Here is a 21,117-nt window from a genome sequence, read left to right on the forward strand (position 1 = left end):
CGCCTCCCGTGGCCTCGCCCTGGCGGGGTTGCACCGGTGCGGGTCGGTCGACGCGGTCAGGCGCTACTTGGGTGCAGCCGGCCGGTACCAGAGCGCCTGGCGGTCGAAGGGCGTGGCGGCGGGCAGGTCGGGGTTCTCCAGCTCGATCACCTGGCGTTTGTCGAGCCGGGCGCGGCGCAGGGTCTCGCCGTGGTAGCGCTGGAACAGGCGCTCGAAGCTGCCATCGGCGATGGCCGCTTCCAGGCCGCGCTGGATGGCGGCGGCCAGCTCGGGGCGCTGGCGCGAGGTGAAGAAGTAGAAGGCCGTCGGGTAGTGCAGCACCAGGTGCTCGTCCACGGCCAGGTGCAGGCCATCGGCCTCGGCGCGGCGCTGTTCGTCCCAGGCCACCACCACTTCCCGGGGGAACAGCTCGAAGCGGCCGGCATCGAGCATGCGGAACAGGCTCTCGTAGCCGGGGGTGGTCACCACATTCATCCCGTTGGCCTGGAGGATGGCGGTGTCGGGCCAGTCGTGGCGCTGGCCCATGCGCAGGGCCTGCAGCTGCTCGCGTCGGGTCACACCGGCGAGCAGGTCGCGCTGGTCGGCACGCACCAGGAACACCCGCCAGCTGATCAGCCCCTTGTAGATGGGCACGCGGATGGGCAGCAGGCTGCTTTCGCGTTCGCGGGTGGTCATGGTCCACATCAGTTGCACGCGGCCGTCGTTGCGCTCCAGGGACAGCTGCGCGCGGGATTGCGGCATGGGTTCGAGGGTGGGCTCGAGTTGGTAGTCGCCGCCGCTGTGCGCCAGGGCCAGTTGCAGCAACTCGACCACGTAGGCTTCCGGGTCTTCGCCCTTGGAGTGCAGGGGATAGACCAGGCGCTCGCCGGCGTTCGAGGCGAGGGCGACGAAGCAGAGCAGGAGAAAGGCGCAGCGCGGCATGTTGGCGTTCTTGTGGCGGGCCTGCTGCAGCATAGTCTCAGAAGGCCATCAGAGCATCCGCCTGAACCCGCCAAGCGTGTCGCCGGTCTACCTTTGCCATGAATGATCGTCAGGAGGACGCCCCTTGCCCATCGCCCGCCATTGCCTCGCCGCCATCCTCGCCCTCAGTGCCTGCGCCAGCCAGGCGCGGGACTACCACTACAGCGACTCGCACCTGCACTACGTGGATTTCTTCCAGGAGAGCGAGGGCATGCAGGGACTGCTGAAAGCCATGGATGCGGGGGCCATCGACCACGTGATGATCTCCGGCATCCCGGTGGCCAAGAAGTGGCACGAGGACGAGCCCAAGCGCCCGCGCTACTACGCTGGCGATGACGCCGATGCCTACTGGTACACCGCCACCGACGTGCTGGTGGCCGCCGCCCTGAAGAAGCTGCCGGAGGACCAGCGCCACCGCTTCCACCCGTTCCTCAGCGGCTTCAACCCCAACGACAAGAACTCCGACGCGCACATCCGCCGCATGCTGGAGCTGGACCCGGGGCTGTGGCAGGGCATAGGCGAGGTCTTCACCCGCCACGACGACCTCACCGCGCTGATCGACGGCGACACCCCGCGCGCCAACAACGAGGCCATGGCGCGCATCTACCACCTCGCCGCCGAGTACGACCTGCCGGTGATGCTGCACTCCAACATCACCTCCAAGCGCGAGCGCAACCCGCTGTACCTGCAGGAGATCGAGGAACCCCTGCGCAACCACCCGCACGTGCGCTTCATCTGGGCCCACGCCGGCACCAGTATGGAAATCCACCGCCACCAGAAGAAACTCGATTTCCTCCTGCCCACCCTCAAGCGCATGCTCGGCGACTACCCCAACCTTTACGTCGACCTCTCCTGGACCGTGCTCCAGCCCTACCTCGTGGACAAGAACGGCACGCCCGACCCGGAGTGGCTCAAGCTGGTGGAGAAGTACCCCGAGCGCTTCATGCTCGGCTCCGATGTGGTGGGGCGCTTCGAAGGCCTGGGTGACTACCTGCGCGCCTACGACCCCTTCCTCGACGCCCTGCCTGCCGACGTCGCCAAGCGCGTGGCCCGGGACAACTTCCTCGCCGTGCTGCCGCGCAACCCCAAGCACCTGCAACATGTCGCCGCCCCGTAGCGCCCCCTACACCGTGTTTCCCGACCACTCCGCCGGTGGATGAAAAGAGCGTCATCCACCCTACGCAACGGTCGGTTTCGTGGTTCCGGTCGGGCACCGTGCCGTAGGTTGGCGCCGAGCGCAGCGAGGCCCAACGGTGCCAGGCTCGGTTCCGCGCGTTGGGCTACAACGGTGCGTAGCCCGGGCTTCAGCTCAGGGCGCGGGAGGCCCACAGCTCCGGTACCACGGCCTGGCTGACCCAGCGCCGCAGGTTGCGATTCTCCGGGTGGTAGCAGTAGGTGAAGAGCAGGGCGTGCAGGCCGGATTCGCTCACCACGGTTTCCTCTTCGAAGCCGCCATTGGCGGTGCGCAGGTGCACGCGCTGGCGCTGGTCGTCGCAGAGGTTGGCGAGCAGGCGCTCGTGGATATCGGTGTTGAGCAGGCGGCGCAGGTCGCGGGTGGAGAACCAGGCTTCGTGGCCGACGAGAAAGGCGCGCAACTGGCGGCGGTAGCGCAGGAAATTGCGCGGGGTGATCTGGGGAAGGGACATGGCAATGCTCCGTCCATAGGCTGGGGAGCCGCCACCGAATCCTTGAAGGGTGGCGGACCGTGCGAGTGTGGAAGTACCGGGCCAATCAAAACCGGGCCGGGCCGAAGCCCGCTCGCACAGTCCGCCATAGACTGCCGACGTGTTGCATGTCGCTATGGCGATTGATTGGCTATGTAGCGGGCTTCCACACCCGGTTGTGCCCCGAGGGGCACAACGGCGGGAACCCTAGCCAAGCCTCTTGTAGGCCGGCAATGCAGTTGCCACGTAGGAATTTTCAGGCGGCACATTCGTAGGGGCGACTTCAGTCGCCAAGCAGCCCGCAGGGTTGCCCTTGTGCACGGTCCTTGCCGGGTTGCACCCGACCTACAACGGCACCGTGCCGTATGTTGGCGCCGAGCGCAGCGAGGCCCAACGGTGCGGGGATCAACTTCGCGCGTTGGGCTTCGTACCTCAACCCAACCTACGGAAGTCGTGTTTCCCTGCAGCACCGCCGGTGGATTAAAAGAGCGCCATCCACCCTACGCACCGGTCAGCCTCGCAGCCGGGTCTCAACCTGTCATCAGTTAGTCATGAAGGTGTCATAGCCTCGCGCCATCCCAACCAAGGAGCGAGACATGAAAGCAACCCGACTGAGTGCATTGATCGCCCTCGGCCTGGCATCCGGCGTGGCGATGGCCGACGTGCGGGTCGAAGGGCCGATCGAGTTCGGCGTATTCGAAAGCCGTTACCAGGACTACCAGCCCGGTGAGCGCGTGCTCACCAGCAGCACCCAGAACATCCTGCCCACCGACCAGGTTCCGGCGAAGCTCGGCACCAAGTTCGGCATGCGCTACAAGCTGGTGGGCAAGCACGAGAACGACACCCCGCTGACCCTGCTGTACCTCACCCCGGGCGTGACCACCCCCGACGGCGTGCGCCACGACAAGTTCGAGGTGATCCAGAAGATGGCACCCGGCGCGCCCCAGGACGTGATGGCCTACGAGTTCACCGAGACCCACGAAGTGGTCCCCGGCGAGTGGCGCTTCCTGGTGTTCCAGGGCGACCGCCTGCTGGCCGAGAAGCGCTTCGACGTGCGCTGATCGACCCTCGCGTCGAACGGGACCCGGCCATGCGCCGGGTCTTTTCGTTTTGGCGGGCGGCGGCCGCGATTCACCCCTTGCCCACTGCCGACGCGGGCTGCGCGGTTGCTCGGGCGGCTCAGCCGATGGAAGAGGGCGCTGGCCGCTTATCACCGGCCGCGCTGCTTTTAAGCGGCATTTTCCCGTGAGTTCTTTCTTGAAAATATACCGTTTCTAGCTGAAATGGACGGTTGGCAGTGCGTACACACTTTGTTACCTTGCATGCACTATCGTACCAATTAACGATTCCCGCTCATTACAAGAACAACAGCGTGACCGTCGCCGGCGTGCATTCCCGCGACGAAGATGGATACCTGCGAGAGCGCCGCCGAGGCCTGCCTGAACTGCCCGGACGCCGCTCCGCAGCCGAGAGAAAACAACAAAAGGGCCGGACATAGATCCAGCCCAGAAATCTTGGCCGTCAAGGGAGGTACGTTTGCTATGAAGAGGCATATCCGCTTATCCGCGATCGGGTGCAGGCCCCTGCAGGCGGGGGCAGCTTTCGGGCTGTTGCCGCTGCTGATCGCCGGCTCCGCGCAGGCCGTCGAGTTCAGCCTGCTGGACAACCAGCTCAGCGGCTCCATCGACACCACGCTCTCCTACGGCGCCATGTGGCGGGTGCAGGGGCGCGACGCGGACAACATCAGCGACATCAACGCCGATGACGGCAACCGCAACTTCGATACCGGCCTGGTATCGGAGGTGTACAAGGCCACTTCCGACCTCTCGTTGAAGTACGACAACTACGGCGCCTTCGTCCGGGGCACGGCGTACTACGACACCCAGATCATGGACAAGCGCAACGACTACTACGGCACCACCGGTGGCGTGGAGCGGCCCAGCCAGTCCTTCCCCGATGACGACCATTTCACCCAGGACACCCGCCACATCGCCGGGCGCAAGGGCGAGATCCTCGACGCCTACCTCTACGGCAGCTGGGATGTGGGCGCCATGCCCCTCGGCGCCAAGGTGGGCCGCCAGGTGATCAACTGGGGCGAGGGCGTGTTCTACCGCGGCGGGGTCAACACGGTGAACCCGGTGGACGCGGCCAAGTTCCACCTGCCCGGCTCCGAACTCAAGGAAGTGCTGGTGCCCATGGAGGCGCTGAGCTTCAACCTGGGCCTGACCGACAACCTGTCCATGGAAGCCTTCTACCAGTGGAAGTGGAAGGAGACCCGCCTGGACCCGGTGGGCACCTACTTCTCCGAGACCGACCTGTTCGCCGATGGGGGGCATACGGCCTATACGACCTCGACGGACCTGGCGCCGTTGATGCCCCTGTATGACCTGTTCGCTGGTGCCGGCCTGCTCGGCAACGGCGCCAATGGCCCGAACGCCTACCTCAATGGCGATACCGGTGTATTCAAGGTGGCCAATATCGGCAAGGACCTGCAGGCGGACGACAGCGGCCAGTTCGGCGTGGCCTTCCGCTACATAGCCGAGGAACTGAACTCCACCGAATTCGGCTTCTACTTCGTCAACTACCACGCCAAGGAACCGCAGATCGCCATCGACCTGAACGGCTACCAGGGCGTCGACCTGGCCACCCTGGGCGGTGCACTGGCGGGCAACAGCCTGCCGCCCGAGTATGCCGGCGCGCTGGCGACCTTCGACCTGGCCAGCAACGCCCAGGCCCGTCGCCGCTATGTCGAAGACATCCGCATGTACGGCTTCAGCTTCAACACCACGCTGGGGGACGCATCCGTCTCCGGCGAGATCGCCTACCGGCCCAATGCGCCCATCGCCATTTCCGCCACCGATGACCTGCTCAGCGACCTGTTGCTCCAGGGCATCAATGGTTCCGACCTGGTCAATTCCGGGGTCGCCAACGATGCCGCGTGCGCAGCCGTCTCCGGCAAGCAGCTCTGCCGCAGCTCGATCTTCGATAACTACGAGCGGGCCGAGACCTACAACCTCTCCCTGTCCACCATCTACAACTTCGGCCCGGCGCTGAGCTTCGACTCGGTGATCGGCGTCGCCGAGGTGGCCTCGCAGCACATCCGTGGCAGCAGCCTGAAGTACACCGCCTTCGACGGCTCGGTGCGCAAGTTCTCCAGCACCACCGACAAGGCCTACGAGGACGATCGCACCACCGACAGCGACCAGATCAGCCGCGACAGCTACGGCTACACGCTCTTGGTGTCCGGCAGCTGGAACGACGTCTACGCCGGGGTGAAGCTGTCGCCGTACGCCGTCTTCCAGCACGACTTCCAGGGCAACTCGGACCGCACCGGCAACTTCATCGAAGGCCGCAAGGCGCACACCCTGGGGATCGACGCCACCTACCTGAACAGCTTCGAGGTGGGCCTGCAGTACACCGAGTACTACGGCGCCGGGCGCAACAACAGCACCCGCGACCGCGACAACGTCTCGCTCACCGCCAAGTATTCGTTCTGATGCCGAGCGCCCGGCGGCAGAACGCCGGGCCGTACAAGACAGGGAGATGCAACCCATGTTGAAGAAATACTCGTTGCTGCTGGCCGCCATCGTGCTCGCCGGCAGCGCCACCGACGCCTTGGCCGCGGTCTCCGCCGAGCAGGCCGCCACGCTCAAGTCGACCCTCACCCCGCTGGGCGCGGAGCGGGCCGGCAACGCCGCCGGCACCATCCCCGCATGGACCGGCGGCATCACCCAGGCGCCGGCAGGCTACAAGGGCTCGGGCCAGCACCACATCGACCCCTTCGCTGCCGACCAGCCGCTGTTCACCATCACCAAGGCCAACCTCGAGCAGTACAAGGCCAACCTCACCGACGGCGAGATCGCCCTGTTCAACGCCTACCCGGAAAGCTTCCAGATGCCGGTCTACCCGACCCGGCGCTCGGGCTCGGCGCCGCAGTGGGTCTACGACAACACCCTGAAGAACGCCACTACGGGCAAGCTGCTGAATGGCGGCAACGGTTTCGCCGACGCCTATGGCGGCATCCCGTTCCCCATCCCGCAGAACGGCCTGGAAGCGATCTGGAACCACATCACCCGCTACCGCGGCACCTACATCGTGCGGCGCTCGGCGGAGGCGGGGGTGCAGCGCAACGGCGCCTACTCCCTGGTCACCTCCGAGGACGAGGCGCTGTTCCGTTTCTATGACCCCAAGGGCAGCTACGCCGACCTGCAGAACACCCTGTTCTACTACATGACCTTCACCACCGCCCCGGCACGCCTGGCCGGCAATGGCGCGCTGGTGCAGGAGATGCTCGACCAGGTCAAGGAGCCGCGCCAGGCCTGGGGCTACAACCCCGGCCAGCGCCGCGTGCGCCGCGCGCCGACCCTGGCCTACGACACGCCGATCGAGTCCACCGACGGCCTGCGCACCGCCGATGACACCGACATGTACAACGGTGCGCCGGACCGCTACGACTGGACCCTGGTGGGCAAGAAGGAAATCTACATCCCCTACAACAACTACAAGATCACCAGCCCCGAGGTGAAGTACAAGGACCTGCTGCTGCCCGGCCACGTGAACCCGAAATACACCCGCTACGAGTTGCACCGCGTCTGGGTGGTGGAAGGCAAGCTCAAGGCCGGCGCGCGGCACATCTACTCCAAGCGCACTCTCTACCTCGACGAGGACAGCTGGGGCGCGGCGGTGGTGGACCAGTACGACGGCCGCGGCGACCTTTGGCGCGTCTCCCTGGCCTACCTGAAGAACTTCTACGAGCTGCCCACCGTGTGGACCGCGCTGGATACCTTCCACGATCTGCAGGCGCGCCGCTACGGCGTGCAGTGGCTGGACAACGAAGAGGCCGGCACCGTGGACTTCAGCAAACCCTCCCCGGGTGACGCCGCCTTCAACCCCGCCGCACTGCGACGCAAGGCCTCGCGCTGACGGGGTGCATGTAGCCCGTGCTTCAACGCGGGGAGCGGAATCGTCTGCGCTCCCGGGCTGAAGCCCGGGCTACGGTTGTGGTTCGTTGCGTCATTCGAACGGGAGGCTGCTCGTCGCCGCAACGGCGCGCTATATTCCCCGCGTTCGCATTGACCGATGAGCGAGGGACCCATGGCCGGGCAGGTCAAGATTCTGGTGGTGGACGACGACGCCGAGATACGTGAGTTGCTGCAGGATTACCTGGGTGGCCACGGCTATCAGGTGGAGCCGGCCTGCGACAGCACCGGCATGCGCGCGGCACTGGCCGCCGGCCTGCCGGACCTGGTGCTGCTGGATGTCGGCCTGCCCGGCGAGGACGGCCTCAGCCTGGCCCGCTACCTGCGCGAGCACCACGACCTGCCGGTGATCATGGTCTCCGGTGCCGGCAGCCCGGTGGACCGCACCATCGGCCTGGAGGTGGGGGCCGACGACTACGTGGCCAAGCCCTTCGACCCGCGCGAATTGCTGGCGCGGGTCAAGACCGTGCTGCGCCGCTACCAGCGGGTGCCGGCCACCGCGGCTCCCACTGCCCCTGTCGACGCCGGCAACAGCCTGCAACTGGGCGCCTGCCGCCTGGACCTGGACCGCCACCAGTTGTTCGACGGCAACGGTACGGAAATCCCCCTCACGGCCATGGAGTTCGACCTGCTCCAGGCCTTCGCCCAGCGCCCCAACCGGCCGCTGTCCCGCGACCAGTTGCTCAACCTCACCCAGAACCGCGACTGGAACCCCTTCGACCGCTCCATCGACATCCGCATCGCCCGCCTGCGCCGCAAGTTGGAAACCGACCCCGACAAACCCCAGGTGATCCGCACCCTGCGCGGAGTGGGCTACATGTTCGTGCCGGGCTGATTCTCCCGGCCTCTCCGCCAACCTCTCCCTAGGAGCGAGCTCTGCTCACGAAGCTCCGGTGTTCCCCGCAGCTTCAGGACGCCGGTTGGCCGCCTTTGTTTCAATTGTTTCAACCGCGTTGTACCCCCTCAAAAGGCCGGGGCCGGCTCTCTATACTCCAGCCATCACCCAGGCTCGTGGAGGCCTTCCGATGAGCCAGACGGCACCCCGCCCGCTGTTCGATGGCGCCGCCGAGCACCAGCTGCGCCAGATCGTCGACAACAGCAGCGCGGTCATCTACGTGAAGGACCTGGAAGGCCGCCTGCGCCTGGTCAACCGTGCCTTCGAGCAGCTGTTCCGGGTGCGTGCGGAGGAGGTGATCGGCCACACCGACCACGAGTACTTCCCCAGGGAACTGGCCGATGTGCTGCGCGCCAACGACCTCAAGGTGGCGGAGCTGGGCCAGGAGCAGGAGTTCGAGGAGCGCCTGCCGTTCAACGGCGTGGTGCGCACCTACCTGTCCAGCAAGTTCCCGCTGTTCGACAGCGAGGGCCGGGTCACCGCCGTGTGCGGCATCTCCACCGACATCAGCTCGCGAAAGAGCGTGGAAGAGGTGCTGCGCTACGTCGCCCTGGGCATCTCGGCGGCTACCGGCAACGAGGTATTCGAGGCCATCGCCCGCTACATGGTGCGTTCGCTGCACGCCGACTTCGCCTACGTCAGCCGCATCAGCGACGAGGGCCCGCACAAGCTCACCACCCTGGCCATGTACTACGCTGGCGAGCTGCGTGCCAACTCCACCTATGACCTGGAAGGCACGGCCTGCAGCGACGTGCTGGGCAAGGCCTTCCACTTCGTCGGCAGCAACCTGCTGGAGTGCTACCCGGGGGATGCGGTGTTCCGCGCCTCGGGCGTGGACAGTTTCGCCGGCTACCCGCTGTTCGCCAGCGACGGCCGCCCGCTGGGGCTGATCGCCGCCGGACGCCTGGGGCCGATGAAGGAGCGCGAGCGGGCCGAGTCGGTGTTGCGCATCTTCTCGGTGCGGGCGGCGGCGGAGATGGAGCGGCTGGAGGCGGAGGCCAGCTACCGGGCGATCTTCGCCGGCTCCGAGGACGCCATCCTGGTGCTGGATATCGACAGCGGCGCACTGGTGGACGCCAACCCCCGCGCCTGTTCCACCGTCGGCTACAGCTACGAGGAAATGCTCGGGCTGGACATGGACGCCTTCAGCGCCGGCTACGAGCCCTACACGGCCAGGCATGCCGCCGGCTTCCTGGCCCGCGCGGCGGCCGGCGAGCCGCAGCGCTTCGAGTGGCACCGGCGCAACCGCGACGGCAGCCTGCATTGGGACGACGTCTCGCTCAAGCGCGTGACCCTGTCCGGCGTCGACCGCATCCTGGTGTTCTGCCGCGAGATCACTCAGCGCAAGGAGGCCGAGCAGGCCCTGCGCACCAGCGAGCAGCAACACCGTGCCATCGCCGACACGGCGCTGGACTGCTTCATCGGCATGGACCGCGCCGGGCGCATCCTTGCCTTCAACCCGGCGGCCGAGCGCTGCTTCGGCATCGCCCGTGACGACGCCCTGGGTCAGTGGCTGCTGAAGCTGATCATCCCCGAGCGCTTCCACGAGGTGTACGAGCGCGCCTTTGAGAGCTACGCCCAGACCGGCACCGGTGACTTCCTCGGCAAGCGTATGGAGGTGGTCGCCCAGCGTGCCTCGGGCGAGGAGTTCCCCGCCGAGCTGGCGCTGACCCAGGTACGCGGCGACGAGGGCCCGCGCTACATCTGCTACCTGCGCGACATCACCGAGCGGCGCCAGGCCGAAGAGGAAAAGGCGCGCCTGGAGCAACAGCTCCGCCAGGCCCAGCGCATGGAGGCCATCGGGCACCTTACCGGCGGCATCGCCCACGACTTCAACAACCTGCTGACCAGCATGCTGGGCTACACGGTGATGGCCCAGGAGCACGCCGAATCCCTCCATGACGAGCTCCTGGGCAAGTACCTCACGCGGGTGCAGCGCTCGGCGGAGAAGGCCCGCGACCTGATCCAGCAGATGCTCACCTTCAGCCGTGGCAGTCGGGGCACGCCCCAGGTGGTGGCGCTGGACCTGCTGCTGGGCAATTTCATCCGCCTGGTGGATTCCACTCTGCCGGCCACGGTGGAACTGGAGACGCGCCTGGCCCACGACCTGCCGGCGGTGCTGGTGGACCCAGTGCAGCTGGAGCAGGTGCTGATGAACCTGTGCATCAACGCCCGCGACGCCATGGGTGGGGCGGGGCGCCTGCAGGTGGGGCTGGGCCAGGTGCAGGTGCAGGCGGACGTGTGCGCCTCGTGCCAGCAGCGCATCGACGGGCAGTTCGTCACCCTCACCGTCAGCGACAGCGGGCCGGGCATCGACGGGGCGCTGCGGGCGCAGATCTTCGAGCCGTTCTTCTCCACCAAGGCCAGCGGCCAGGGCAGCGGCATGGGCCTGTCGATGGTGCACGGCATCGTCCACGAGTACGGCGGCCACATCCAGCTGGACAGCCCGGCGGGGCAGGGCGCCACCTTCCGCATCCTCATCCCGGCCCATCACCAGGCGCCGGAGGCCGCGTTCAACGTCATCGCCTGCCATGAGGCGCTGCCGCCGCGTTCGGCCCTGCGCGGGCGGGTGGCGGTGGTGGACGACGACCCCGTGGTCGGTGAGTTCATGGGCGAGCTGCTGGCCAACTGGGGCGTGGCCGCGCAACTGTTCGGCGACCCGGAGGAGGCCAGCCGGCAGCTCTGCGCCGATGCCTATGCCTGGGACTTCGTCATCCTCGACCAGAGCATGCCGCGCCTCACCGGGCTGCAACTGGCGCGGCGCCTGCTGGCGGCGCGGGCCGATTTGCCCATCGTGCTCTACACCGGCTTCAGCGACAGCCTGGTGGAGGCGGAGGTGCAGGCCCAGGGCGTCAAGGCGCTGCTGACCAAGCCGCTGGACCAGGCGCGCCTGCATCGCCTGTTGCGCAACTGGCTGCCGGCGGCAGGCCACGGATACCAGACTGAAACAAACTGAGCGGTTACTGCCATCGGGCAGATACAGGGGGGCGGCAATCTGGCCCTGACTGCAGAGCCCTGCAGCCCCAGACCCCTGGCAGGACCGCATCATGAACAGCACACTCGGACGTACCGCGACCTTTACCTTCGGCGTTATCAGCTACCTGGTCTTTCTCGCCGCGTTCAGCCTTTCCATCGCCTTCGTGGCCAATCTTCCCTGGGCGCCGGCCCGTCTCGACGGCGAGCCGCTGTTGGTGCCTGGTTGGGCGCTGGCCGTCGATTTCGCACTGCTCGTCGCCGTTGGCCTGGTCTATTGGGCGAGCCGCGGCGTTACCCAGAACGGGCGGGTACTGCTGTTCAGCCTGGCGGCGCTGGCGTTGCTGGTGCTGTGGCAGCCGCTGAGCGGCGAGGCATGGCGTCTGCAGAACCCGGCGCTGCGCCAGGTGCTGGCGGCGGCCTTCGGTTTCGGCGGGGCCTTGCTGCTCTATGGGGTGCTGCTCAGTGACCAGTTGGCCGCAGGCGGCCTGCATGCCGCCGCGCGGCGCCTGTTCGGCCTGGCCGACGAGGGCAGCGATGAGGCGCGCGAGGAATGGTGCCGCCAGCGCGGTGATGCGCTGAGCCTGGGCGTGCTGCTGCTGGCGTGGGCCACGCCGGAGCTGAGCGTCACCCACCTGGTGCTGGCGCTGCTGGCGAGCCTGGGTGTTTACCTGGTTCGGCGCCGGGTGCTCGATGGCCAGCCGCAGGAGGGGGCCAAGCAACCTGAAGCGAGCCACCCCCGGCGTCCGGTGCTGGTGGCCTCGCGCAAGGCCGGGGCACCGATCGACCCGGTGCGTGCCGCCTAAGTGGACCGCCCGGTCCGCCCTGCGTCGAGGCTCTAGCCTGGATGCGTGCGCTGCCGATACGAAAGAACCCCAGCACCGCGAGGTGCTGGGGTTCTTCGTTTGCAGCCGGCCCTTCGTCTCCCTGGCAATGAGTCTTGCGGGCGCGATCAGACGGTGAAGCGCGCGACCATGCCGTTGAGCTCCACGGCCAGGCGCGACAGCTCGTGGCTGGCGGCGGCGGTCTGGTTGGCACCGGTGGCGGTCTGCACCGAAATGTCGCGGATGTTCACCAGGTTGCGGTCCACTTCGCGGGCCACCTGGGCCTGCTCTTCGGCGGCGCTGGCAATGACCAGGGTGCGCTCGTTGATCTGGCTGACCTGCTCGGTGATCTCCACCAGGGCGCGGCCGGCGGCTTCGGCGATTTCCAGCATCTGCCGGGCGCGCTGGTCGTTCTGGTTCATGGCGCCCACGGCTTCGCCGGTGCCGCTCTGGATGCTGCCGATCATCTGCTCGATTTCGCGGGTGGATTCCTGGGTGCGGTGGGCGAGGGCGCGGACCTCGTCGGCGACCACGGCGAAGCCTCGGCCCTGCTCGCCGGCACGGGCGGCCTCGATGGCGGCGTTGAGGGCCAGCAGGTTGGTCTGCTCGGCGATGGCGCGGATCACGTCCAGCACCTTGCTGATGCTTTGTGCGCGGTCGGCCAGGCCTTCCACCAGGGTGGAGGTGTGGGCGACTTCCTGGCTCATGCTGCGGATCGCCTGCACCGTCTGCTGCACGCGGTCGCGCCCGTCCTGCGCCGATTCCTCGGAGGCACGGGAGGCGTCGGAGGTGGAACTGGCGTTGCGCGCGACCTCTTCCACAGCGGCGGTCATCTCGTTGACGGCGGTGGCGGCCATCTCGATTTCGTCGTGCTGGCGGGTGAGGGAGCGGTTGCCTTCCTCGGTCACCGCGTTGAGCTCCTCGGCGGCGGAGGCCAGCTGGGTCGCGGAGGTGCCGATCTGCTGGATGGTGCCGCGCAATTGCTGCTGCATGCGCAACAGGGCGGTGAGCAGCTGCGCCGGTTCGTCCTTGCCGGCGGTGTCGATGCGCCCGGTAAGGTCACCGCTGGCCACCACGCCGGCCGCCTGCACGGCTTCGCTCAGGGGCAGGGTGATGCTGCGGGTGAGGGCCCAGGCGAGGACGACGGTGATCAGTGCGGCGATCACCAGCACGCTGATGACGGCGGTGGTGGCGCTGGCGTAGTTCTCGTCCGCCTGGGTGTTGGCGGCGTCGGCGCCCTGGGTGTTGTAGTCGGAGAGTTCGTTGAGCGCCTTGAGGGTGGTGCGGTAGTTGTCCAGCAGCGGGCCCTGGACCAGTTCGGTGGCGGCCGCCTTCTCACCGCCCTTGGACATGGCGAGCAGCTTGTCGACACCGGCGATGAAGCCCTGGCGCTCCTGGGTGTAGCGGTCGAACAGCTGCTGGTCGCGGCCCGGGTCGATGCCGGCCTTGTAGGTGCTTTCGGCCTTGTCGAGCTGGGCGATGATTTCGCGCATGCGCGTTTCGAGGAACTGCTGGGAGGACTGATCCGTCGCCAGGACATGGCCGAGCTGCACCTGGCGCAGTTCGGTCAGGGACAGGTTGATCTGGGCGATGGTGCGCACGCTGGGCAGCCAGCTCTGGCTGATCTCGGTGGAGGCGTCGTTGATCACCGACATGCGGTTGAGCGAGAACAGGCCGGTCAACACCAGCAGCAACGTGATGATGGCGAAGCCGAAGGCGGCGCGTGGCGCGATGGGGAACTGGCGCAGGAACATGGGTACTTCTCCGGGGTGGCTGCGGGACGGACCAGGGAGGCTCGGAAAAAGTATAGGAAGCCCTGTGGAATACGCGTGAACTTCACCGCTTCGCTGGGCTTGCGAGCCTCTGGGACGGTAGTGGCGGGACTTTCCATGGCCCTGAAACGACCATGCCCGTATCGGTGATACGGGCATGGTGGGTGTTGCGTTCGCCTTGCGGCGCGGGCGTCAGGCCGAGAAGCGCTTGAGTACCAGGGTGGCGTTGGTGCCGCCGAAGCCGAAGCTGTTGGACATGATGGTGTCCAGCTTGGCGTTCTCGCGGGTCTCGCGCAGGATCGGCAGGTCGGCCACTTCCGGGTCCAGCTCGTCGATGTTGGCGGAGCCGGCGATGAAGTTGCCTTCCATCATCAGCAGGCAGTAGATCGCCTCGTGCACGCCGGCGGCGCCCAGGCTGTGGCCGGACAGGCTCTTGGTGGAGCTGATGGCCGGGGCCTTGTCGCCGAACACTTCACGCACGCCGCGGATTTCGGCGACGTCGCCGACCGGGGTGGAGGTGCCGTGGGTGTTCAGGTAGTCGATCGGGGTGTCGACGGTGGAGAGCGCCTGCTGCATGCAGCGGATCGCGCCTTCGCCGCTCGGAGCGACCATGTCGTAGCCGTCGGAGGTGGCGCCGTAGCCGACGATTTCCGCGTAGATCTTGGCGCCACGCGCCAGGGCGTGCTCCAGCTCCTCGACCACCACCATGCCGCCGCCACCGGCGATGACGAAACCGTCACGCTTGGCGTCGTAGGCGCGGGAGGCCTTCTCGGGAGTGTCGTTGTACTGGGTGGAGAGGGCGCCCATGGCGTCGAACAGGCAGCTCTGGCTCCAATGCTCTTCTTCACCGCCGCCGGCGAAGACCACGTCCTGCTTGCCGAGCTGGATCTGCTCCATGGCCTGGCCGATGCAGTGGGCGCTGGTGGCGCAGGCGGAGGAGATGGAGAAGTTCACGCCCTTGATCTGGAAGGGGGTGGCCAGGCAGGCGGATACGGTGCTGCCCATGGTGCGGGTCACACGGTATGGGCCGATGCGCTTGACGCCCTTCTCGCGCAGGGTGTCGATGGCTTCCATCTGGTTGACGGTGGAGGCACCGCCCGAACCTGCGATGAGGCCGGTACGCGGGTTGGAGATCTGCTCGGGTTGCAGGCCCGAGTCCTGGATCGCCTGTTCCATCGCCAGGAAGGCGTAGGCGGCGGCGTCGCCCATGAAGCGGAAGATCTTGCGATCGATCAGCTCTTCGAGGTTCAGGTCGACCGAACCGGAAACGTGGCTGCGCAGGCCCATTTCGGCATAGGACGGGTTGTGGCGGATGCCGGCCCGGCCTGCACGCAGGTTGGAAGAAACGGTTTCCTTGTCATTGCCCAGGCAGGAAACGATGCCCAGGCCGGTGATCACGACGCGACGCATGCGGATAACCCTTAAAAGCTGTCAGTGGAAGTGAACAGGCCGACGCGAAGGCCTTCGGCGCTGTAGATTTCGCGGCCATCGACGCTGACGGTGCCGTCGGCGATGCCGAGGATCAGCGAGCGGCTGATGGTGCGTTTGATCTGGATGTTGTAGGTGATCTTTTTCGCCGTGGGCAGGATCTGGCCGAAGAACTTCACTTCGCCCGAACCCAGGGCACGGCCGCGGCCGGGGTTGCCCTGCCAGCCGAGGTAGAAGCCGACCAGTTGCCACATGGCGTCCAGGCCCAGGCAGCCCGGCATCACCGGATCGCCTTCGAAGTGGCAGGCGAAGAACCACAGGTCCGGGTTGATGTCGAGCTCGGCGACGATTTCGCCCTTGCCGTACTTCCCGCCGGTTTCGCTGATATGGACGATGCGATCGATCATCAACATGTTGGGGGCGGGCAGTTGCGCATTACCGGGGCCGAACAGCTCACCGCGACTGCAGCGCAGCAGATCTTCCCGGGAATAGGCGTTTTGTTTTGTCATGCGAGCTCCTCAATGGTCCCCGTACGCAGGGCTTGGCATTACGTCCACACCGCCGCGCGCACAGGCGTCGAATCGGCAGACTAGTCATAGACTGTTGCGTTGCGGTGAAAGTCACAGAGTACAGTCGTTCACTTGAATCAGGGACGCTTGCGCCTTTGCCCTGGCGCTTTTGTGACGCAAGCCTGCCGCACTTTAGCACTGTTGCCCACTCACCGAAGGTCGGGGGGGCAATCCGTCGCGCCGCCCAGCCAGCGCTGCAGGACGCGCTGCAGGTCGGCCCGTTTGAAGGGCTTGGCCAGGTAGTCGTTCATGCCGGCTTCCAGGCAGGCTTCGCGGTCGCCCTGCAGGGCGTTGGCGGTGAGGGCGATGATCGGCGTGCGGGCGCCACCATTCATCTTGCGAATCTGTCGGGTGGCTTCGTAGCCGTCGAGCACCGGCAGGCGGCAGTCCATGAGGATCGCCGAGAAGTGTTGCCGCGAGGCGCTCTGCACCGCCTGGGCGCCGTCGCCCACCAGGCTGACGCGGTAGCCGAGGCTGCGCAGCATGGCTTCGATCACCGTCTGGTTGACCGGGTTGTCTTCCACCAGCAGCACCTGCTGGCCCGCGCCGTTGCTGGCTTCGTTGCCGTTGCCCTGGCTGGCGCGGTGCTCCTGCTGGCGGAACGGCAGAGGGATTTCCAGGGTGAAGATCGAGCCTCGTCCTTCCAGGCTCTCGGCGCGCAGGGTGCCGCCCATGCGCTCGGCCAGGGTGCGGGCGATGGGCAGGCCCAGTCCGGTGCCGCCGTAGCGCCGGGAGATGGAGCTGTCGGCCTGCTGGAAGGCGTCGAACATGTGCTCCAGGCGTTCCGGCGGGATGCCGATGCCGCTGTCGTGCACGGCGCAGGTGAGCCAGAGCACCTCGTCGTCCAGCGGCTGCCATTGGGTGAGCACGCGGATGCCACCGTCCTCGGTGAATTTCAGCGCGTTGCCCACCAGGTTGACCAGGATCTGGCGGATGCGCGTCGGGTCGCCTTGCACCTCGATCTGCTCCAGGCCTTCCTGGGTCTCCAGGGTCAGCGCCAGGCCGCGCTGCGAGGCGCTGTGCTGGAACACCTGCACCGAGCCCTGCACCAGCTCCAGCAGGTTGAAGGAGATGCGCTCCAGCTCCAGGGCGCCGCGCTCGATGCGGGAGAAGTCGAGGATGTCGTTGATCACCTTGAGCAGGTGCTCGGTGGACTCGGCGGCCAGGGCGGCGTATTCGGCCTGTTCCTGGTTCAGTTCCGTTGTTTCAAGAAGTTGCAGCATGCCCAGCACGCCGTTCATGGGCGTGCGCAGCTCGTGGCTCATCATCGCCAGGAAGTCGGATTTCGCGCGGTTGGCCTGCTCGGCCTCTTCGCGGGCGGTGATCAACTGGTCGATGGCTTGCTGCTGCTCGCGGCTGGCCTTGTCCAGGCCGCTGGCGAGGTTATTGATGTGCCGGGCCAGGTCGCCCAGCTCGCCTTCGTCCACCACCGGCAGGCTGGCCTGGTAGTTGCCGCCCTGGATGGCCTCCACCGCCTCGCCCATGGCGCTGATGGGCTGCGACAGCCGGGTGGCCAGGCGCCGCGCCAACAGGAAGGTGAGCACCAGGGCGAAGAGGGCGAGCACCGTGGCCTTGAGGAGGATTTCCTGCTGGCGGCTGCTGAACGCATCGTTGGACATGCCCACTACCACGCGGCCCAGGTAGCCGCTGGCGAGCTTGCCGTTGCTGCGTTCGCTGTGGAACAGGGTTTCGCTGTCCAGCTTCATCTGCTGCATGCGGATGGGCGCGTGGAACACTTCCACCTGGGGCCCGGCGCGATCCAGGCTGCCGGGCTGCTCGACATACACGAGGATGTTGTCCTCGCGGTCGCGCACTTCGAGGAAGCGCACGTGGGGGGTGTCCAGGGTGGCCTTGAGCAGGCCTTCGAGTACCGGCAGGTTGCCGGCGATCACGCCGTATTCGGCGGCCGGCGCCAATTGGTTGGCGATCAGCTGGCCGGTGTGGTTCAGCTCCTGGCGCAGGTCCTGGAGGCGGGCGAAGGTGAAGAAGCCGGTGAGCAGCAGCGTCAGCAGCAGGGCCGGGCCCAGGCTGATCAGCTGGGTACGGGTGTGGATGTCCCAGCCGCGGCGCAGGCTCATCGGCAGCTCCCGGCACAGGCGCTGGCGGTGGAGCGGGGGAGGGCTGGGCGGCGGATCATCCGTGTGCCTCGTGACAGGCTCGTCCATGGAAAAGGTGATGGCATGGTGAAACTCTAGCTGGGCCTGCGCTCTGGTCGAATGGCATCCGTCGCGGCGGGTGTGGCACCTCGTTCGTCCGCTGCGGTCATAGAGGGCTGGATTGTCGTGCCTGGATTCGGACTTGACCAGTGGCAGATGGCGAGTTTGAGACTGGCTGGTCGCTCGGCCCTCCGTATAATGCGCGCAACCCGCCATCCCCGATGGCTCTACATGGACTGGTTATGACTCAACAGCAATCGATCGCGGTGCTGGGCGGCGGCAGCTTCGGCACCGCCATCGCCAACCTCCTGGGCGAGAACGGCAAGAGCGTGCAGCAGTGGATGCGCGACCCGGAGCAGGCCGAGGCGATCCGCGCCAACCGCGAGAACCCGCGCTACCTCAAGGGGGTGAAGATCCACCCCGGCGTCGAGCCCACCACCGACCTGGATGCGGTGCTCGCCAGCTGCGAGCTGATCTTCGTCGCCATCCCCTCCAGCGCGCTGCGCAAGGTGCTCGAACCGGTGGCCGGCCAACTGAAGGGCCGCATGCTGGTCAGCCTGACCAAGGGCATCGAGGCGCAGAGCTTCCTGCTGATGAGCCAGATACTCGAAGACATCGCCCCCGAGGCGCGCATCGGCGTGCTGTCCGGTCCCAATCTGGCCCGCGAAGTGGCCGACCATGCGCTGACCGCCACCGTGGTCGCCAGCGAGGACGCCGAGCTGTGCCAGCAGGTGCAGGCCGCGCTGCACGGCAAGACCTTCCGCGTCTATGCCAGTGCCGACCGCTTCGGCGTCGAGCTGGGCGGCGCGCTGAAGAACGTCTACGCCATCATCGCCGGCATGGCCGCCGCGCTGGGCATGGGCGAGAACACCAAGAGCATGCTGATCACCCGCGCCCTGGCGGAAATGACCCGCTTCGCGGTGAAGCTCGGCGCCAACCCCATGACCTTCCTCGGCCTGGCCGGCGTCGGCGACCTGATCGTCACCTGCTCCTCGCCCAAGAGCCGCAACTACCAGGTCGGCCATGCCCTGGGCGAAGGCCTGAGCCTGGAAGACGCTGTCGCCCGCCTCGGCGAGGTGGCCGAGGGCGTCAACACCCTCAAGGTGCTCAAGGCCCGTGCCGAAGAGCTGCAGGTGTATATGCCGCTGGTCGCGGGTTTGCATGCCATTCTTTTCGAGGGGCGTACGCTGGCCCAGGTGATCGAAGCGCTGATGCGCGCCGAGCCCAAGACCGACGTCGACTTCATTCCCACCAGCGGCTTCTGAGCCCTGCCGATCAAGGACAAGGAGATTCCCATGAGTGAAGAGCGCGAAGACCTGCAGCGCGAGTCCATCCTGCTGCGCGTGCTGTGGATGCTGATCTTCGTCGTCGTCTGGCAACTGGCCGAGATCGTCCTCGGCGTGGTGGTCCTGGCGCAGCTTGGCTACCGCGCCTTCTATGGCGCGCCCAATGGCGGCCTGATGGGCTTCGGCGACAGCCTCAGCCAGTACCTGATGCAGATCGGCCGCTTCGGCACCTTCAACACCGAAGAGAAGCCCTGGCCCTTCGCCGATTGGCCCGCACCGCGCGCGCCGGAAGGCGAGGCCGCCCATTCGGTGCCGCCGGCGCCGCACCCGGTACGAGACGAAGAGCCCAAGCTGTGAGGCTGTGGCTACTGCGCCACGGTGAGGCCGAACCCCGCGCCGCCACCGATGCCGAGCGCCCGCTGACCCGCAATGGCCGCCAGGAAGTGCTGCATGCCGCCGCACGCCTGGCCGGCCGGCCGCTGCAGCGGATCATCGCCAGCCCCTACCTGCGAGCCCAGCAGACCGCCGAACTGGTGCGCGAGGCGCTGGATTTCCAGGGCTCGATCATCACGCTGCCCTGGCTCACGCCCGAAAGCGACCCGCGCGAAGCCCTTGCGCAACTGGCCGAGCGAGAGGAGGGCGAGCTGCTGCTGGTGACCCACAACCCCTTCGTCGGTGAACTCGCCGGCCTGCTGCTCCATGGCCACCGCCAGCAACCGCTGCCCATGGGCACCGCCAGCCTTGCCGAGCTGGAGGGCGACATGGCCCTGGCGGGGCTGATGGAACTGCGCTCCCTGCACCACGCCCACCGGATCTGACCCCGCCCTCAAGGACGACCCCCATGCTCAGACGCATCACCCTCCGCGCCCTGCTGGCGCTGGTACCCCTGTTCACCGGTTCCGCCGTGCAGGCGGCGGACCATCCCGACGCGTCCTTCTTCGTCGGCAACTACTGGATCGTCGGCCGCGACATCGACACCGGCAAGCCCTACACCGGCGAGCTGGACATCTACCAGGACGAGGGCGAACTCTCCCTGGCCTGGACCGTGGGCGAGGAAAGCTGGACCGGCAAGGCGCACTTCGAGGACTCCGAGCTGGTGGATGGCGCCTCGGGGCTGCGCATCGACTTCAAGCGCAACGGCCAGGAGTACCAGGGCACCATGCTCTGGCGCACCGACTGGGATAACTACGCGCGGGTCTCCGGCTATATCTACCGCCCCGGCCAGCAGACCGACAAACCCGGGTTGGAAGCCTGGTTCATCTCCCCCTCGAACTGATTCGGGCTACGGTTGGACGGGCGCGTCGCCATGATTCGTAGGATGGGTAGAGGTACGAAACCCATGCTGTAGGAGTCATGGGTATGTGTTCGATGCGGGCGCTCATACCGGGCGTGCTCGAGCGTTCCTGCAACCGCGAGTTGACGTGTTTCCTTCCGCGAAACACGTCACTGCGCCGCCTCGATCGGGCCGACGCAATCTCCGCACAACCATCGATTTTCTTCTGTTTTCCCGCTGACCCCCCCGCCCCAGAGCCTCTCGGAAGCTGTGTCCGAGCCCGATACATTTCTTAACTTGCGCCGCTCCGTACTGCGTGGAATATTCGCCCAAGCAAG

At 66.8% G+C, this 21,117-nt stretch carries 17 protein-coding genes; 11 read left to right on the forward strand and 6 right to left on the reverse strand.

What is annotated here, in order from left to right; all coding sequences use genetic code 11:
• Positions 1-63: 63 nt before the first annotated feature.
• Positions 64-954 (reverse strand): ABC transporter substrate-binding protein, encoded by an 891-nt coding sequence (locus tag RTW82_RS29855; RefSeq protein WP_316927349.1) that lies wholly within the window; start codon positions 952-954, stop codon positions 64-66.
• Between the two features lie 91 nt (positions 955-1,045).
• Here RTW82_RS29855 and RTW82_RS29860 point away from each other — a divergent pair, with 91 nt between their 5' ends.
• The gene (locus RTW82_RS29860) at positions 1,046-2,077 is read left to right on the forward strand and encodes an amidohydrolase family protein (RefSeq protein WP_316927350.1); all 1,032 of its coding nucleotides are present in this window, start codon (positions 1,046-1,048) and stop codon (positions 2,075-2,077) included.
• Positions 2,078-2,264: 187 nt separating this feature from the next.
• On the opposite strand, the gene RTW82_RS29865 is transcribed toward RTW82_RS29860, so the two are convergent.
• Positions 2,265-2,606: a hypothetical protein gene (locus tag RTW82_RS29865; RefSeq protein WP_316927351.1), complete on the reverse strand. Its 342-nt coding sequence runs from the start codon at positions 2,604-2,606 to the stop codon at positions 2,265-2,267.
• Positions 2,607-3,220: 614 nt separating this feature from the next.
• Between RTW82_RS29865 and RTW82_RS29870 the strand changes: the two genes are divergently transcribed.
• The 6 genes from RTW82_RS29870 (at position 3,221) to RTW82_RS29895 (ending at position 12,277) form a co-directional block, all read left to right on the forward strand.
• Positions 3,221-3,685 carry a DUF3859 domain-containing protein gene (locus RTW82_RS29870; RefSeq protein ID WP_111263454.1) on the forward strand — a complete coding sequence of 155 codons (465 nt, stop codon included), beginning with the start codon at positions 3,221-3,223 and terminating at the stop codon, positions 3,683-3,685.
• Positions 3,686-4,165: 480 nt separating this feature from the next.
• Positions 4,166-6,121, forward strand: coding sequence for a DUF1302 domain-containing protein (locus RTW82_RS29875; protein ID WP_316927352.1), 1,956 nt, complete (start codon positions 4,166-4,168; stop codon positions 6,119-6,121).
• Positions 6,122-6,176: 55 nt separating this feature from the next.
• Complete coding sequence (locus RTW82_RS29880; protein WP_316927353.1) at positions 6,177-7,547, forward strand: DUF1329 domain-containing protein; 1,371 nt, start codon at positions 6,177-6,179, stop codon at positions 7,545-7,547.
• 156 nt (positions 7,548-7,703) lie between these two features.
• Positions 7,704-8,438 carry a response regulator gene (locus RTW82_RS29885; protein WP_316927354.1) on the forward strand — a complete coding sequence of 245 codons (735 nt, stop codon included), beginning with the start codon at positions 7,704-7,706 and terminating at the stop codon, positions 8,436-8,438.
• Positions 8,439-8,628: 190 nt separating this feature from the next.
• The gene (locus tag RTW82_RS29890) at positions 8,629-11,454 is read left to right on the forward strand and encodes a PAS domain S-box protein (protein ID WP_316927355.1); all 2,826 of its coding nucleotides are present in this window, start codon (positions 8,629-8,631) and stop codon (positions 11,452-11,454) included.
• A 91-nt stretch (positions 11,455-11,545) separates the two neighbouring features.
• Entirely contained in the window at positions 11,546-12,277 is a 732-nt protein-coding gene (locus RTW82_RS29895; RefSeq protein ID WP_316927356.1) for a hypothetical protein, read from the forward strand.
• Between the two features lie 146 nt (positions 12,278-12,423).
• Here RTW82_RS29895 and RTW82_RS29900 read toward each other — a convergent pair whose 3' ends face one another.
• The 4 genes from RTW82_RS29900 to RTW82_RS29915 form a co-directional block, all read right to left on the reverse strand.
• Positions 12,424-14,226 carry a methyl-accepting chemotaxis protein gene (locus RTW82_RS29900; RefSeq protein ID WP_410478877.1) on the reverse strand — a complete coding sequence of 601 codons (1,803 nt, stop codon included), beginning with the start codon at positions 14,224-14,226 and terminating at the stop codon, positions 12,424-12,426.
• A 33-nt stretch (positions 14,227-14,259) separates the two neighbouring features.
• Entirely contained in the window at positions 14,260-15,477 is a 1,218-nt protein-coding gene (gene fabB / locus RTW82_RS29905) for a beta-ketoacyl-ACP synthase I (protein ID WP_316927358.1), read from the reverse strand.
• Between the two features lie 11 nt (positions 15,478-15,488).
• A complete protein-coding gene (fabA, locus tag RTW82_RS29910) occupies positions 15,489-16,004 on the reverse strand; it encodes a 3-hydroxyacyl-[acyl-carrier-protein] dehydratase FabA (RefSeq protein ID WP_021220691.1) in 516 nt (171 codons plus the stop codon).
• A 209-nt stretch (positions 16,005-16,213) separates the two neighbouring features.
• A complete protein-coding gene (locus RTW82_RS29915; protein ID WP_021220690.1) occupies positions 16,214-18,142 on the reverse strand; it encodes an ATP-binding protein in 1,929 nt (642 codons plus the stop codon).
• Positions 18,143-18,462: 320 nt separating this feature from the next.
• Here RTW82_RS29915 and RTW82_RS29920 point away from each other — a divergent pair, with 320 nt between their 5' ends.
• The 4 genes from RTW82_RS29920 to RTW82_RS29935 are packed head-to-tail and all read left to right on the forward strand — an operon-like array spanning position 18,463 to position 20,782.
• Complete coding sequence (locus RTW82_RS29920; protein ID WP_043246165.1) at positions 18,463-19,485, forward strand: NAD(P)H-dependent glycerol-3-phosphate dehydrogenase; 1,023 nt, start codon at positions 18,463-18,465, stop codon at positions 19,483-19,485.
• Between the two features lie 30 nt (positions 19,486-19,515).
• Positions 19,516-19,863, forward strand: a complete 348-nt coding sequence (locus tag RTW82_RS29925; protein WP_021220688.1) for a DUF4389 domain-containing protein — start codon at positions 19,516-19,518, stop codon at positions 19,861-19,863.
• Complete coding sequence (sixA, locus tag RTW82_RS29930) at positions 19,860-20,324, forward strand: phosphohistidine phosphatase SixA (RefSeq protein ID WP_316927359.1); 465 nt, start codon at positions 19,860-19,862, stop codon at positions 20,322-20,324. The genes RTW82_RS29925 and sixA overlap by 4 nt, the downstream gene beginning before the upstream one ends.
• A 23-nt stretch (positions 20,325-20,347) precedes the next feature.
• Positions 20,348-20,782: a hypothetical protein gene (locus RTW82_RS29935; RefSeq protein WP_263403554.1), complete on the forward strand. Its 435-nt coding sequence runs from the start codon at positions 20,348-20,350 to the stop codon at positions 20,780-20,782.
• Positions 20,783-21,117: the final 335 nt, after the last annotated feature.

The organism is Pseudomonas sp. zfem005 (assembly GCF_032621735.1).
GTDB classification, from domain to species: domain Bacteria; phylum Pseudomonadota; class Gammaproteobacteria; order Pseudomonadales; family Pseudomonadaceae; genus Metapseudomonas; species Metapseudomonas solani.